This window comes from Candidatus Clostridium eludens (genome assembly GCF_045310515.1).
Classification (GTDB): Bacteria; Bacillota; Clostridia; order Clostridiales; family Clostridiaceae; genus Clostridium_B; species Clostridium_B eludens.
In genome coordinates this window covers 107,050-122,787 of the sequence record NZ_JBJHZX010000009.1, presented here as the reverse complement: position 1 = coordinate 122,787, position 15,738 = coordinate 107,050, and the positions used below count along the sequence as shown (strand labels likewise).

Sequence of the window (15,738 nt, the reverse complement as noted above, 5' to 3'; positions counted from 1 at the left end):
AGAGAACCAAAATTTTTAATTTTGTGTGAATCGCTTTCACAGAGTGCGATGGGAGTATTAGCAATGGTAGCGTTCGGGTAAAACAAACTTGTAATCTCTTTAAAATATGGCTGGCTATAGAGTTTTATGAAAAGGCTTGCAATACCCTATAAACTATCTTATAATTAATGAGAAATTTAATATCCTTTAAGATGATCCCGTGAGATCAATAAGGCAACTATAGATAGTAGGTAATTTTATGCCCTCTCGCTTGGAGAAGGGTTTTTTTATTTAGGTGAAAACAGGATGGACTTAATCAAAAGGAGGTGAAATTATTGAAATTAAAAGCACTTATCCTAGATGAAAAAGCTATAAACAGAACTTTAACTAGAATATCCCATGAAATAATAGAAAAAAATAAAGGTGCAGAAGATATAGTACTTATAGGTATAAAAAGAAGGGGATATCCCCTAGCAAAGAGAATATCTGAAAATATTTATAAAATTGAAAAACTTAAATTAAAAGTAGAGAGTGTAGATATAAGTCTTTACCGTGATGACTTAAGCAGCTTATGTGAACAACCTATTATAAGAAAACCCAACCTATTAGATGTAAAAGATAAAAAAGTTATATTAGTAGATGATGTGATTTATACTGGTAGAACAGCAAGAGCTGCAATAGATGCAGTCATACATTCTGGAAGACCAAAACTAATACAACTGGCTGTATTAATTGATAGAGGTCACAGGGAACTTCCAATAAGAGCTGACTATGTAGGTAAAAACATTCCTACATCTAGAGATGAAATAGTATCTGTAGAAATTTCAGAAGTGGATAAATGTAATTCAGTAAAAATATATGAAATGTAAAACTTTTAAGATAGTCCCGAGAGACTAAAAGGGAGAGTGTTATAAATGAAAAATTATGTAGATGTAGAAGAAAGGTTGCCTATAGGTACTACCATACCATTAAGTTTCCAGCATTTATTTGCCATGGTAGGAGCTACTATACTGGTGCCAATCCTTACGGGCATGAGTCCATCTATTGCATTATTTTGCAGTGGTGTGGGAACCCTTCTATATATACTCTGTACTAAGGCTAAACTTCCTGCATATATAGGTTCTTCTTTTGCCTTCATAACTCCTATACTTATAGCGTCAAAAAATTACGGCCCGGAAGCCATGCTTTCTGGTGTAATAGCTGCAGGATTTGTTTATATAATTGTAGCAATCATAATAAAATTTTGTGGAATAAACTGGCTCAATAGAGCTCTTCCCCCTATAGTTGTAGGATCTATAGTTATAGTTATAGGATTAGGTCTTGCAAGCACAGCTATAAATTGGGCTGGCTTCAACCCTTCATTTGTAAATGATCAAATGCAGAGTGTACCAAGATGGGCATGGATGACAGTTTCAGTAGTTACACTAGCTATAGGTGTAATTGGAAGTATGTATTTTAAAGGTTTCTTTGGAGTAATTCCTATATTGATAGCTATGGTGGTAGGATATATATCTTCCTTAGTCTTAGGTGTCGTACCAAGACATGCCATAGACTCAATAATGACAAGCAGCTTCTTTAAAATGCCGCCTTTTATGTTTCCTAAATTTAATATAAATGCCATGATACTTATGGCTCCTATTTCCTTTGTAACCCTGGCAGAACACGTAGGACATGTCTATGTAACAAACAATGTAGTGGGAAGGGATTTTACAAAAAATCCAGGTCTTCACAGATCCATACTCGGAGACGGCGTAGCCACCATGTTTGCAGGTTTTACCGGCGGACCCCCTAATACAACTTATGGAGAAAACATAGGAGTTATGGCTATAACTAAAGTATATAGTGTATGGGTTATAGGCGGTGCTGCCGTAATAGCTATAATTCTTTCTTTCATAGGACCTGTAGCCACTTTAATTCAAAATATGCCTATGCCTGTAATAGGTGGGGTAAGTATACTGCTTTTCGGCATAATAGCTTCTTCTGGATTTAGAATATTCGTAGAAGAAAAAATAGACTTTAGCAAGAATAGAAATCTTATATTAGCCTCTGTTATAATTGTAATAGGTATAGGAGGAGCTTCTTTAAACTTTAGTGTAGCAGGTTCACCAGTACAAATATCGGGAGTTGCACTTGCAACTATTATAGGAATAATATTAAATTTAATACTACCTGAACAAAGTGCTACGGAATTAAAAAACTCAAAATAAAAACATAATTAAAGTATAAAGTTCAAATTTGGTAGATTTTCGGTACATACCGAAAATCTTCACTATTTGTTCTTTAACTTTTCACTATTAACTCTCTAAAATATCTATTATTCTCTTAAAATACTCCGGTATTTCTACTTGAAATTCCATATATTTACCTGTAGTAGGGTGTATAAAACCTAATTTTTGGGCATGAAGCAGCTGGCCTTTTAAGTTAAATTTCTGCTTTTTATAACCGTACACCGGATCTCCCACAACAGGGTGCCCTAAGTAGCACATATGTACCCTTATCTGATGGGTTCTTCCTGTCTCAAGTATACATTTAATTAAAGTATAATTTTTAAATCTTTCAATTACTTCATAATGGGTAGTGGCCTTTTTCCCATCTTCTACAACTGCCATTTTTATTTTATCTTTTTTATGTCTTCCAATAGGTTTGCTCAAAGTTCCCTTCTCTTCTTTTATGCTCCCTTCTACTAAAGCTATATACTCTCTAGTCATAGAATGGTCTTTTAGCTGCTCTGATAATTTATTGTGGGCATTGTCATTTTTTGCAATAACAAGTATTCCAGAAGTATCTTTATCTATTCTATGTACTATACCTGGTCTTACAATTCCATTTATACCTGATAAGTCTTTACAGTGATTTAAAAGTGCATTTACCAAAGTGCCTGTATATATTCCTGCAGCCGGATGTACTATCATTCCCTGAGATTTATTTACCACAATAATATCATTATCTTCATAGAGCACATCAAGTTCTATATTTTCTGCTTTCACATGTAAGTCTACAGGATCAGGTAAAGTAACATTAATACTATCCCCTATTCTAGTTTTATAATTACATTTTTTCACTTCTTTATTTACTTCTACTAACTTATCTTCTATTAAATTTTGAACATAAGATCTAGATTTATCCTGAAGATATCTGCATATATATAAATCCAGCCGCATATTTTCCTCTTTGCTGTCTACTAAAAAATTTTCAACTTTCATATCTTTCTTCCCTTAACAAACAAAATGCAAGTACTATTGTACCTGTTACTACTAAAACATCAGCTATATTAAATATAGGAAAATAGTAAATATTCTTAAAATGAATAGCTATAAAATCAATTACATATTTATATGCAATTCTATCTATTAAATTACCCAGAGCTCCACTTATTATAAGTGAAAAACTTATTTTAATTATTTTTGATTCAGGCTTAAATTTAAAAATATAATATATCATACCTACAATAACGACTATTGTGATAATAGTAAGAAAATATACTTTATTTTGGAAAATTCCAAAAGCAGCCCCTTTATTCTTTAAATAAAAAAATGACATTATATCCTTTACTACATCTATCTGAGAATTCTCAGGTAAAGTTTGAATAATCCATATTTTAGTGATTCTATCTATTGCAAGCCCTAACAATATTATAGTTATTTCCATCAATTCCCTCCAGCATTGTAATTCAAATTCACTACAAACTTTTGATTACATTTTTTAGTATTTCTGTAGAATTTTCAATAGCAATAGGTGCAAATTTTTCATACTCCATACTAGCCCCATTGTTTGCATTATCCGATATAGATCTTATTACAACAAAAGGTATATTATTTAAATACGCCACCTGGGCAATACTTCCACCTTCCATCTCACAAGCAAGTGCATTGAATTCTTCATATAAATATTTTACCTTTTCTGTACTTGATACAAATTCATCTCCTGTAACTATTCTTCCCACAAAGCTATTTTTATTTTCCATTTTTAAGCATGCATTTTTAACCTTTTCTATAAGCTTTTTATCACATTTAAAATCATATGTATCTAATCTAGGTATTTGTCCTATTTTATATCCAAAGGCTGCAGCGTTAATATCATGCTGTACTAGGCTATCTGCTATAACTATATCTCCAGGATATATATTATCTGCTACTCCCCCTGCGATGCCTACATTTATTATATTATCTACATTAAAATCATCTATGAGTATTTGAGTGCATACTGCCGCATTTACTTTTCCTATGCCACTTCTCACCACTACTATTCTTTTATCATAAAGTTTTCCTAAATTAAATTCCATATTGGCTTTTACATGAGTTTTATGAAGTTTTAGTTCACCTAATATTACTTCTACTTCTTCATCCATAGCTCCAATAATTCCAATAACCATAACAAATACACTCCTCCGCTTTCTAATCATATTAAATAGAATATATAAATTACTATGAATTGTCAACTTTTCCACTAACAATCTATAGTTTTATACAAAAAAAGTCACTCTAATTTCAGAGTGGCCTTTTTTTTATCCTTTAACAAAAAAATTCTTAATTTCTTCTAGTTCATCTTCTCCTGTAAAAATTTCATCTTCAATATCTTTTATTTGCTTGTTGTACCCACCTCTATGTATACTACCTCTATATCCTTCTTCTAAATTACTTTCCTCTATCAAAGGTTGAGAAACTTCAATATCTTTTGGTTCTACTTTTTCTATACTCCTTATCTGAACATTCTTCTCTGGAATCTCATTTAACTCATAGCCTATATCATAGTTCTTTATAAAGTCTTTTTCCATATCATCAAACATTTCCAGTTGAGTTTTTACAAAACTTCTAAACTTAGTTCTAAATTTACTAAATTCCTGCTTCACTGCCTCAAATTCATCATTAATTTGAATTACATCGCTGTGAGCCTTATCTATTACCTTCTGGGCAGTATCATTAGCATTCTTTAATATACATTCACTTTCCCGCTTTGCATTTTCTTTAACCTGCTCAGAAGCATTCTGAGCTAATAAAAGCGTTCCTTTTATAGTATCTTCCATTTTATTATAATGGTTTACCTTATCCTCCGTCATTTGAAGCTTTTCTTTTAAAAGAGAATTTTCTTTACATATAGATTCATAGGATTCTGCTATTTTATCTAAAAATTCGTCCACTTCATCTATACTATAGCCTCTAAATCCCTTCTTAAATTCTTTATTTGTTATTTCTGCAGCAGTTATCAACATTCTAAGCACCTCAAATCAACTAAATTTTTTTATATTAAGTTTACATCCACCTCTTCTGGTATAACCTAATCTTTCTATAATTTTAAACTTTCCATAGCCCCTTAAGGTTATTACACATCCATCATTTACAATTTTATCTTTTCTAGTTACGGGTAAATAGTCTAAAAGCGCCTTACCTTGTCTCAGCAATTCCTCTGATTTACTCCTAGATATATTACATAGAGAACTGATTAAACAGTCAATCCTGAGTGATGAACTATTTATAACAAAAGTTTCAAAATTGTATGCAGGAATTTCTTCTCTAGTAATATCCAAAAAGCTTATATCACAGCTGTATTTTCCTATATTCTTTAAATTCATTACTACATAATCACTTATATCTTCACAAATAGCTATATAACATCCATCCTCTTGTTTTACTATCAAATCTCCAAATTTTCCTCTTCTAAGTCCTAAAGCCATAAGCGATCCTAGATAATCTCTATGTTGCAACTTAACAAATTTTGAATTACATTGTATCTTCATAAGTCTTATAGGATAACATCCTACTTCATTTTCTGAAAACATTACAAGCTTTCTTTCCGCATCTTCAAACACGCCATAGCTGCATACATTCAAGCCAATTTGTTCCTTAAGGTTTTCTAATGTTTTCCATATGCTTGGAGGATAAAATTCTGAAGTACATATACTCTTGTGAGTTTTCTCTGCTAAAACTATTTTGTCATATATAGGTAATATTTCACTTCCATTACAGGAGTAAAATCTACTTATAAAAGTCTTTTTGTCCATAACTCTCCTTTAAAATTCCATAGATTTTTACATAAACATTTCAATTACTGTAAATACAATTCCTCTTATTATATCTATAATAAAAAATGCTATTATAGGTGAAAAATCTATCATAAGTCCAGGCATAATTTTTTCTTGAAGCTTTCTCCCTGGCCTCATAAGAGGTTCTGTAAACACATGCAAAAGTTCTACAAAAGCATTGCCTCTCCCCGGCATAATCCATGATAAAATTACATCTAATATAATAGCACCTTCAAGGAATCTAAATAAAAGAGATATTGCAACGGCTAAAGTATTGCTTATCATTTTTCCCTCCAATTATTTTATTTATAATATGATTATTTCCAACCAAATATCTTTTTCCCAGACAGTTCATTTTTTAAATCACTGCTAACCTCCACGCTAGCTGGGGAAAGTATATATACTCCTTTTTCTATCTCTTCTAAATCCCCACCTAATGCATAACTTGCACCACCCATAAAGTCCAAAAGTCTCTGGGCTATTCTATTCTCTAATCCTGTAGTATTTATAACTATAATCTTTCTATTCTTAAGTTCGTCGCATATATCCGCTGCCTCTTCATAGGTAGTTGGCTTAACTATCCTGACTTTAGCTGATATTGTAGTATGTATACTCACAACTTTATTTTGTCTTTTAGAATTCATAATAGTTTCTACTTCCGGGAAATCACTTTTTCTATCCTTTTCCTCTTCAACTTCTTCTATATCTTCTTCTAAATCATCTTCAAGTCCTAAAAATCCCATCATTTTGTTTATCATTTTACCAGCCATAAAAAGTACCTCCTACTTATTATTATAATTTCTCTTTCCAAATATACCTTCTCCAATTCTTATGAGGGTTGAACCTTCTTCCACAGCCATTTTATAATCATGAGTCATACCCATAGATAGTATCTCCATGCTTATATTATTAAATTGTCCGTTTTTTAAATCTTCAAAAATACACTTCATTTGTTGAAAATAATATCTACAACTCTCCTCATCACCTATAGGAATTACAGACATAAGGCCTTTTACTTTAATATTCGTACACTTTTCACAGGCCTGTATTAAATCCTGCAAATTTTCTAAAGCTACACCTGTCTTACTTGCTTCACGTCCTATATTTATTTGAAGTAACACATTTGCAATCAGGTCTTCAGATTTATAGTGTTTTTCTAATTCCTGAAGAAGCTTTACACTATCTAAAGAATGTATAAGATATACCTTACCTACTATATATTTCACTTTATTTCTCTGCAAATGACCTATCAAATGCCATCTTATATCTTTAGGAAGATTTTGCTCTTTACTTATAAATTCTTGGACTTTATTTTCTCCAAAATCCCTAATACCCAAATCATAGGCTTTTTGTATATCTTCAATGGGTTTTGTTTTCGAAACTGCCACTAAAACAGCACTGCTTCCATTTAAATCTCCCTTGATTTTACCTAAGTTTTCCTTGATTGACAATAATACCGTCTCCTTATATCTTTAAGTACAGTTACACGATACACATTACAAATGCCTCATAAATTATTTATTTTCCACAAGTTATTTATTCTTCACAAGACATTAAAATTCCTTCAAAAATTATTTTTTTTTTATTAATTTCTATTAAACTTACATGAATTAATGTATAAATTGTAGAAAGCATAGTAGAAAGCATAAAAATATTTAATCTTTTTCCTTCATAAAGTGTATTTTATACTCTCCATTATAAGCTGGTATTTTTATATTATCTGACTTCTGCACATTTACTATTATTCTCCTAGTCATCATTATCTTTAAATAATTTTCATTTGATATCATATAATCATACAGTACATCTTTATTTCCTATGGCATCAATTAAAAAAGGTGATGCAATTTTCACTCCATTTACCCTTAGAAAAGGTCCACTACAATATACTTCGGAACTATCCACTATTCTATGACCATTTATAGAAATTGCTTCTGCTCCTGCATTTTTTAAATCATTTATCACCTGTATAATATCAGTATTATGAACAAGTCCCATTTGATATTCAAATACATCCAGTCCACTTTCCATTGCAGCATCATCTAAATATATGCTTATTCCCTGCCCCTCCAGAGCTACCTTCCCAAGTAATATATTATTTTCATTTAGTTCTTCATTCATAGTAGCTACAACCTGTGTTTCATCTTGTTCACTATCCATATATTTTTTAAGTTTATTGTAATTATCATTATACTGCCCTGCTAATGCCAATATTTCATTGTAAAGCTGATTTTTATAAGTATATGCATCCTGATATTCTTTTGCACTTAAAAATACTGTCTTTGTAGTTTTTTCCTTGTAAAGGCTAATATTCATAGATATAAGTACACCTATAATTATAGAAGCTATAAAAACAAAAATATTTGCTTCGGTGGCTTTCATTTACTTCACCTCATTGATGTAACTTAGTTTTTTCCAGCAACAGCCTTCTTATAATTGCAAAATTATCAAATATTCTACCACCAAAAACTATAACTGCTGCCAGATATATAGGTACTCCTAGCTTATCTCCTAAATAAGCAAGTGCTGCTGCCAGTACTGCATTGCCAAAAAAACCAGATATAAAAATATCTACTCGAAATTTTTTTGATAAATTAGCTCTTAGGGCACCAAACACTGAATCTAAACAAGCTAAAATTGCTACAGACATATAAGGGGAAAATTTATCTGGAATATTTACATTCCAAATTATACCTATAATTATTCCCAATATAAGACCAATAAAACCTATCATTTTTTATCACACCCTACTATTCTTTTACAGGTTTTGCATACTCAAATTTGTATGTTCCATTATATTTCTTTATACTTATACTATCTGACTTTTCAAACTTAACCTCACATATAGTTTTGAAATCTGTAAATACCTCTGGAAAACTCATAGCACTATAAAGCAGGTTTTTATCTCCTATGGCCTTTATTACTATTCTACTGGAAGGAGATATTTTTTCATCATTTATAAGTATATAATTGCCTGCAGTTCTTATGCCTGTCCTCAGAACAATCCTTATATCATTTATAGATATAGCTTCAGCTCCTGCAAATCTAAGTTCATTTACTAAATAAACTAAATCCTTATCAGTTATATGATCTCCAATACTATTATTTCCAAAAAGCTTACTATCCGGTGTAAGATATATTATTATACCTTCTCCTTTTACATCTACTTCTCCTGTAAGTATTCTATTATTTTCTATCTCTGCCAAAAGATTTTTTGTAGAATCACTTTTACTTGCCATAGAATCTTCATAATTCTTTATTTTATTCTCAAGTTCAGTTACTTTTGTCTCTAAAGTAGCCTTTTCTTTTTTATACTGCTCTATTTCTACTGTAATATCTGCACTATTCTCACTATTTAAATTAAAGGTATTTTCCTGTTTCATAAGTACTTTAAATTGGTAAGCAAGCATAAATCCAAGTATACCACACACCAGAGCCACACTAATTTGCGAGGTTAATTTGCGCATTTTATTTCTTCCTCCTAATTTTCAATAAAAAATACAGGATTGCTATCAAATCTTACATCTATATATCCTTTAGCGCTACTTAAATTTGCATTTAATAATATATTTACTGCTCTATTAATTTTTTTATTTATATCATCTACACTTCCCAATTTTACACACATATTATTAAAATAAACTTTAATATCTATAGGATCACTTACATTTAAATTAGTTACCGTAAAAGGCAAATTATTATTCTCAACCATACTTCCTAAAGCAGTTATGGCTTTGATTTTCCTTTGATCTTTATTTTCAACAGTTTTACCTATGTCTTTTTTATTGTAATCCATGCCTTCTAATTTCACTAAATGCATGTTATTTATGTCATTTCTTTCTTCAAGTAAAATACCTGATTTATCTATAACAAAATATGTTTTACCGCTTTCACAATAAAATATAGAGGATCTTTCTTTAATATTTATGTTTATGATATCCGGAAGTGTCCTACTTATTGTAACATCTCCTATATAAGGATTACTTAATATATTGTTATCTGCCTCACCTAAGTCAATATAAAATATATTATTTCCCTCACATATTTTAGAATCATCAATAATTTCACTACTTGAAATACTTTTATTACCATATACTTTAATATGGTGTATATTAAAGTATGGTAGTTTAAAACAAAGTATAAAAAACAATGATATAAGAAACACCATGCCTATACATGCCTTTTTTATTCTTATTTTTTTTCGTCTTTTTAAAATCAACTCATTATCTATCTTTCCCGAACCCTTTACCATACCCTACCAACTCACTTTATTATCATAAATAAAATAATAAACTTAAAATACATATACATATTAACACTTAATAAAATTAATTTCATTAAAAATATCAATTAATTTTTTATATATTTTTTATTACAAAAATATTAATTATATAACATAAATATGATCTATTGTATACATTATACAAATATAAGCATTACAAGTTTTGTAATGCTTATATTTCTAACCGTATCTACCTTGCCGTGATATATTCAAAAGTATTCCCATTGCTACCATATTGATTACAAGCGAAGATCCACCATAACTTATAAATGGTAATGGTACACCTGTTACCGGCATAGCCCCTGTTACAACTGCAATATTTATTATAGCCTGCACTGCAATAACTGAAGTTATTCCAGTAGCTAATAAAGTTCCATAGGTATCTTTGGCTTTTATTGCAACTACAATACCCCTCCATACAAGTACAATAAATAAAGCCACAATAATTGTACAACCTATAAGTCCAAGTTCTTCACCTATAATAGAAAATATAAAGTCAGTATGAGGTTCTGGTATGTAATAACATTTTTGTCTTGATCTCCCAAGGCCCATTCCCCATATGCCTCCAGATCCCAAAGCTAACAGAGATTGTATTAATTGATATCCGCTTCCTTTGGGATCCGCCCAAGGATTTAAGAAGCTGGTAAATCTGGCCATTCTATAAGGCTCAAATATTATACCGCCTATTCCTCCAAGTCCCACCAGTCCAACAACTCCAGCCATGTGAACAATTCTAGCTCCTGAAACATATAGAATTATAAGGGTAACTATCATTATTACAGCTGCTATACTTAAATTTTTTTCTGCAAACACAAGTCCTGCATAAAATGCTGAAACTAAAAGATAGGGAATCACTCCATAAGCCAGTGTTTCTATTTTTCTTCCGCCTTTAACTTCTATACTCCTGGCCATATATAAGACCACAATATATTTAGCCAATTCTGAAGGTTGAAAACCAACTGAGCCTACCTTTATCCATCTTTGAGCACCATTTACAGATTCAAAAGCAAATACCAAAAGCAAAAATATCACAGACAGTATCATAAGCAATTTTGTATATTTTTTTAATTTTATATAATTAATTTTAATTGTGAAAAACATAAGGAATGTTCCTATTATTGCCCACAGCCCTTGTTTTTTTAGAAAAAACATACTATCTCTTGTACTTTTATCAAAAAATGCCTTGTAAGAACTTGCACTATAAACCATCACTACTCCAATAGCTGTTAATAGCATTATGGTTGAAAACAACGCAAAGTCTATAGAACCCATTTTAGCATTTGATTTATCAATTTTCATAAAAATCCTCCTAAATTATTACTGTACAGGGTCCACAAAAATATGTAAAAGTCTTATATATTAAACTTTATATCATATTTCAAATTTATAAGGACAGAAATCCCAAAAGACATAATATTACTGTAACTATACAAAATATAGAAACTACTTTAGTCTCATGCCAACCTGAAAGTTCAAAATGGTGATGTATAGGAGCCATTTTAAATATTCTTTTACCTGTAAGTTTAAAAGAAACTACCTGTAATATAACAGATAATGCCTCTACTACATATATTCCTCCAATTATTATAACCAGTAGTGGAAGCTTTAGTATCATAGCTACTGCACCTACAGCGCCTCCAAGTGCCAGAGAACCTGTATCTCCCATGAAGACTTGTGCCGGAAAAGCATTATACCTTAAAAATCCTAAAAGTGCCCCTGCTAAAACAGCACAAAAAATAGATAAAGTAATATGTCCCATAGCAAAACTTACTAAAGCCAGAAAAGTCATTACTAGTAATGTAACAGATGTTGCCAGCCCATCAAGTCCATCTGTTAAATTTACTGCATTTGTAGTAGCTGCAAAATATACTATTATAAATGGAATATAAAATATCCCTAGCTCCAAAGTATCATGTCTAAATGGAATTATTACAGAAGTTCCTATATCTGAATTATTGGCAGAATACCATGCAAATATTCCAGATATAATTAATAACAATAACATTTTTTGATAAGCTCTAAGTCCTAAATTTTTTCTTCTTACTATTTTTAAAACATCATCAATGGCTCCAATTGTTCCAAAACCTATAAAAGCATATAATGCAATCATAGCCTCATCAGAGGGTTTTCTTACTATTATTGCCATGGTTATAAAAGCCGCCAATATAAATATTATTCCCCCCATAGTTGGAGTACCTGCTTTTTTAAGATGAGTTCTTGGACCGTCTTCCCTTATACTCTGACCAAATTTAAACTTATGTAGAAGTGGAATTAAAATAGGTCCCTCTAAAATAGATATAAAAAATGCTATTAATACAGAATAGATAAGTTTATACATATAATACCCTAAATAAAAAGGGTCTTCACCTCCTAATAACTGCTGCTTTTCTTTAGTGATTCTGTTATAATTTCAAACTTCATAAGTCTAGAAGCTTTTACAAGTATAGTATCTCCTGCTGTAATATTCTTCGAAATAAAATCTATGAGATCTTCATATTTATTAAAACTCATAAATTTTCCTTTTTTATTAGTTGATTGAAATCCTCTTCTAAAATCTTTTTCATATTCTCCAAAGCCTATTAAAAGATCTATATCTTTTTCTCCTGCGTATCTGCCAACTTCTTCGTGCATTTTATAAGCTTCATCACCTAACTCTCCCATAGTACCAATCACAGCTATTTTTCTACTGGATTTAAAATCTTTTAGAACATCAAGTGCAGCTTTCATAGATTCTGGATTTGCATTATAACAGTCGTTTATTATGGTAAAATTTTTTCCCCTAAGTATTTCCATTCTCATAGAAGTAAGTTCTATATTTTCAATTCCTTTTCTTATTTCATCATAATCCATATTTAAAACTCTTCCGCATGCAATAGCTAAGAGAGAATTCACTATATTATATTTTCCAGGTAGATTTATTACAAATTTTTCACCTGTTTTAAAATTATTTTCACATACTTTAAATTCAACTGACTCTTCTTCTATCACTATATCATAAGCTGAAATATCTGTATTTCCTTCTAGTCCTACTCTATTTAAAATAAATTTTTCTTCCTTTAAAGTACTCAATAAATCATTATCTGAATTCACAATTAAAATATTATCACTTGAGAAAAAATCTGTTATTTCAAGTTTTGCCTCTAATATATTCTTTCTACTGCCTAAAATTCCTATATGTGCCCTTAATACATTAGTTATTACAGCTATATCTGGTCTTGCGGCCTTAGCCATATTATGTATTTCACCTCTGCGGTTCATGCCCATTTCAAGTACTGCCACTTCATAGCTGTTATCTAACTTAAATAACATATGAGGCAGTCCTATTTGATTATTAAAATTTCCTTCTGTCTTAAATACTTTGAATTTAGCACCAATTACAGATGCAATTATATCCTTAGTAGTGGTTTTACCTACAGAACCTGTAATAGCTATTACCTTCACATTAAGTTTGCTCTTATAAAATTCTGCTAGTTTAAGTAATGCTATATTTCCGTCTTCTACCAAAACTATAGTAGTAAACTCATTTATTTCCTCTTTAATAAATCTAACTTCATCTACAATACATATAGAGGCACCTTTTTTACTGGCTGTATTTACATATTCATTTCCATTAAACTTTTCTCCTTTAAGGGCAATAAATATATCTCCTTGTTGTAATTTCCTGCTATCTGTACTTATATTTTTGTAACCGTCATATTTTCCCTTTAATATTATCTTACCTGATACGGCATTTACTATACTGTCAAAACTCATATACTCCAAAACAATATCCTCCCCTTTTCTAATGCACAATTCACAGTTTACAATTTACAATTATTAACTATCAATTGTGAATTGTGCATTATCAATTGTCAATTATCAGCTCTCCATTGTCAATTCTCCAATAATCTCTGCTACTATTTCCCTTTCGTCAAAATGTATAGTTTTGTCCTTTAAAACTTGATAATCTTCATGGCCTTTTCCTGCAATAACTACCACGTCTCCCACACTAGCCATTTCCATAGCCTTTTTTATGGCCTCTCTTCTATTTTCAATTACACTATAATTACTTTTTTCAATGCCTTCCAGTATATTTTTTATTATAGCCATAGGTTCCTCTCCTCTAGGATTATCTGAAGTTATTACTGCAAAATCTGATAATTCTGTACCTATCCTTCCCATTATAGGCCTTTTAGTGCTGTCTCTATCTCCACCGCAGCCAAATACAGTAATAAGTTTTCCTTTTGTAAATTCTCTGGCAGACTTTAATATATTTTCAAGTCCATCTGGAGTATGGGCATAATCTACTACAACTTCATATCCTAGGTTATATGATTTGGTCACTATTTCACATCTCCCTGGAACGGATAATATGGCCTCTAATCCTTTTTTTACAGTATCTAAATCTATTCCTTCAGCCAGACAAGCTCCTGCACTTCCCAGAGCATTCATTACATTATATTTTCCTGGTATATTTAAATTTATATGCCCCGTTTTTCCCCTATATGATATATTAAAATCCACTCCTCTTGAATGAATTTTTAAATTATCTGCTTTTATATCTGCTTCTTTATCTATGGCATAGGTTAATTTTGTACCACAGGCATCTTTATATACCTTTTCTCCGTATTTGTCTTCTATATTTACTACAGAATTAAAAGTGTTTTTAAAAAGTATAATTTTAGCCTTATAGTATTCTTCAAAGGTCTTATGAAAGTCCAAGTGATCCTGCGTCAAATTGGTAAATATGGCCTGGGAAAACTTCACCCCGTATACCCTATCTAAATATAATGAATGGGAAGATACCTCCATGACACAATAATCTGCGCCTTCATCTACCATTTCTCTAAATAACTTTTGAAGTTCTAAAGATTCTGGTGTAGTTCTATGAGAAGGTACCTTTTTATTTCCTATATAATTTGCTATAGTACCCACAAGTCCTACCTTATAACCTGCAGCTTCCAATATAGACTTTAGCATAAACGTAGATGTGGTTTTTCCGTTAGTACCTGTTATACCTATTACTTTCATATTTTCAGCAGGATTGTTATAATAATTTGATGCCATAAGTGCCAGTGCTTTTCTGGTATCTTCTACTTCTATTACAGTACAATCAGGAACATAATCAAGTTTTTCACTTATCACAATTACCCTAGCCCCATTTTTACAGGCACTTTTTATATATTTATGTCCGTCAGTAACATACCCTAAAATACAAACAAATACATCTCCAGTTTTAACTTTCCTTGAATCATATTGAATTTCTTCTATATCTAAATTATCATCTCCCTTGATAATTTTATATTTCACTCCCCCTAATATATTTTTTAAATTCATAATTATCATCTCCTGATTATTTTGACATACCTGAAATATATAATATTTACACATAGTATTGGCATGCAACACTTATATATCTGTAAAGGTATTGCATGCCTTAAACTAATTTCTATTGAACCTTTCCACTATTTTATTATAAT

18 protein-coding genes are annotated in these 15,738 nt (G+C 30.8%); 2 read left to right on the top strand and 16 right to left on the bottom strand.

The genetic code is table 11. The annotated features are described in order from the left end of the window. The first annotated feature begins 314 nt into the window (after positions 1–314). Entirely contained in the window at positions 315–848 is a 534-nt protein-coding gene (pyrR, locus tag ACJDU8_RS08125; RefSeq protein WP_406791655.1) for a bifunctional pyr operon transcriptional regulator/uracil phosphoribosyltransferase PyrR, read from the top strand. 45 nt (positions 849–893) lie between these two features. Next, positions 894–2,186 carry a uracil permease gene (uraA, locus tag ACJDU8_RS08120; protein ID WP_406791654.1) on the top strand — a complete coding sequence of 431 codons (1,293 nt, stop codon included), beginning with the start codon at positions 894–896 and terminating at the stop codon, positions 2,184–2,186. Positions 2,187–2,273: 87 nt separating this feature from the next. Here the strand turns inward: uraA and ACJDU8_RS08115 are convergent, their stop codons facing one another. The 16 genes from ACJDU8_RS08115 to ACJDU8_RS08040 all read right to left on the bottom strand — a co-directional run bounded on the left by ACJDU8_RS08115 (position 2,274) and on the right by ACJDU8_RS08040 (position 15,595). After that, on the bottom strand, positions 2,274–3,182 hold the full coding sequence (locus tag ACJDU8_RS08115; protein ID WP_406791653.1) for an RluA family pseudouridine synthase: 909 nt from the start codon (positions 3,180–3,182) through the stop codon (positions 2,274–2,276). Continuing rightward, complete coding sequence (lspA, locus tag ACJDU8_RS08110; RefSeq protein WP_406791652.1) at positions 3,172–3,627, bottom strand: signal peptidase II; 456 nt, start codon at positions 3,625–3,627, stop codon at positions 3,172–3,174. The genes ACJDU8_RS08115 and lspA overlap by 11 nt, the downstream gene beginning before the upstream one ends. A gap of 31 nt (positions 3,628–3,658) precedes the next feature. After that, positions 3,659–4,351, bottom strand: a complete 693-nt coding sequence (locus tag ACJDU8_RS08105; RefSeq protein ID WP_406791651.1) for a 5'-methylthioadenosine/adenosylhomocysteine nucleosidase — start codon at positions 4,349–4,351, stop codon at positions 3,659–3,661. A 132-nt stretch (positions 4,352–4,483) separates the two neighbouring features. Further along, positions 4,484–5,188: a DivIVA domain-containing protein gene (locus ACJDU8_RS08100; protein ID WP_406791650.1), complete on the bottom strand. Its 705-nt coding sequence runs from the start codon at positions 5,186–5,188 to the stop codon at positions 4,484–4,486. A 15-nt stretch (positions 5,189–5,203) separates the two neighbouring features. After that, on the bottom strand, positions 5,204–5,977 hold the full coding sequence (locus ACJDU8_RS08095; protein WP_406791649.1) for a YlmH family RNA-binding protein: 774 nt from the start codon (positions 5,975–5,977) through the stop codon (positions 5,204–5,206). 27 nt (positions 5,978–6,004) lie between these two features. Then, positions 6,005–6,283 carry a YggT family protein gene (locus ACJDU8_RS08090; RefSeq protein ID WP_406791648.1) on the bottom strand — a complete coding sequence of 93 codons (279 nt, stop codon included), beginning with the start codon at positions 6,281–6,283 and terminating at the stop codon, positions 6,005–6,007. Positions 6,284–6,315: 32 nt separating this feature from the next. Continuing rightward, the gene (locus ACJDU8_RS08085; protein WP_406791647.1) at positions 6,316–6,768 is read right to left on the bottom strand and encodes a cell division protein SepF; all 453 of its coding nucleotides are present in this window, start codon (positions 6,766–6,768) and stop codon (positions 6,316–6,318) included. 12 nt (positions 6,769–6,780) lie between these two features. After that, positions 6,781–7,449 (bottom strand): YggS family pyridoxal phosphate-dependent enzyme, encoded by a 669-nt coding sequence (locus ACJDU8_RS08080; RefSeq protein ID WP_406791646.1) that lies wholly within the window; start codon positions 7,447–7,449, stop codon positions 6,781–6,783. A 204-nt stretch (positions 7,450–7,653) separates the two neighbouring features. Further along, complete coding sequence (locus tag ACJDU8_RS08075; protein ID WP_406791645.1) at positions 7,654–8,379, bottom strand: DUF881 domain-containing protein; 726 nt, start codon at positions 8,377–8,379, stop codon at positions 7,654–7,656. Between the two features lie 10 nt (positions 8,380–8,389). After that, on the bottom strand, positions 8,390–8,731 hold the full coding sequence (locus ACJDU8_RS08070; RefSeq protein ID WP_406791644.1) for a small basic family protein: 342 nt from the start codon (positions 8,729–8,731) through the stop codon (positions 8,390–8,392). Between the two features lie 16 nt (positions 8,732–8,747). After that, entirely contained in the window at positions 8,748–9,464 is a 717-nt protein-coding gene (locus ACJDU8_RS08065; protein ID WP_406791643.1) for a DUF881 domain-containing protein, read from the bottom strand. A 14-nt stretch (positions 9,465–9,478) separates the two neighbouring features. Continuing rightward, positions 9,479–10,249, bottom strand: coding sequence for a cell division protein FtsQ/DivIB (locus tag ACJDU8_RS08060; protein ID WP_406791642.1), 771 nt, complete (start codon positions 10,247–10,249; stop codon positions 9,479–9,481). 210 nt (positions 10,250–10,459) lie between these two features. Next, positions 10,460–11,578, bottom strand: coding sequence for a stage V sporulation protein E (gene spoVE / locus ACJDU8_RS08055; protein ID WP_406791641.1), 1,119 nt, complete (start codon positions 11,576–11,578; stop codon positions 10,460–10,462). 85 nt (positions 11,579–11,663) lie between these two features. After that, positions 11,664–12,617: a phospho-N-acetylmuramoyl-pentapeptide-transferase gene (mraY, locus tag ACJDU8_RS08050; protein WP_406791640.1), complete on the bottom strand. Its 954-nt coding sequence runs from the start codon at positions 12,615–12,617 to the stop codon at positions 11,664–11,666. Between the two features lie 32 nt (positions 12,618–12,649). Continuing rightward, complete coding sequence (locus ACJDU8_RS08045) at positions 12,650–14,041, bottom strand: UDP-N-acetylmuramoyl-tripeptide--D-alanyl-D-alanine ligase (RefSeq protein WP_406791639.1); 1,392 nt, start codon at positions 14,039–14,041, stop codon at positions 12,650–12,652. A gap of 96 nt (positions 14,042–14,137) precedes the next feature. Beyond that, entirely contained in the window at positions 14,138–15,595 is a 1,458-nt protein-coding gene (locus tag ACJDU8_RS08040) for a UDP-N-acetylmuramoyl-L-alanyl-D-glutamate--2,6-diaminopimelate ligase (protein ID WP_406791638.1), read from the bottom strand. Positions 15,596–15,738 lie beyond the last annotated feature (143 nt).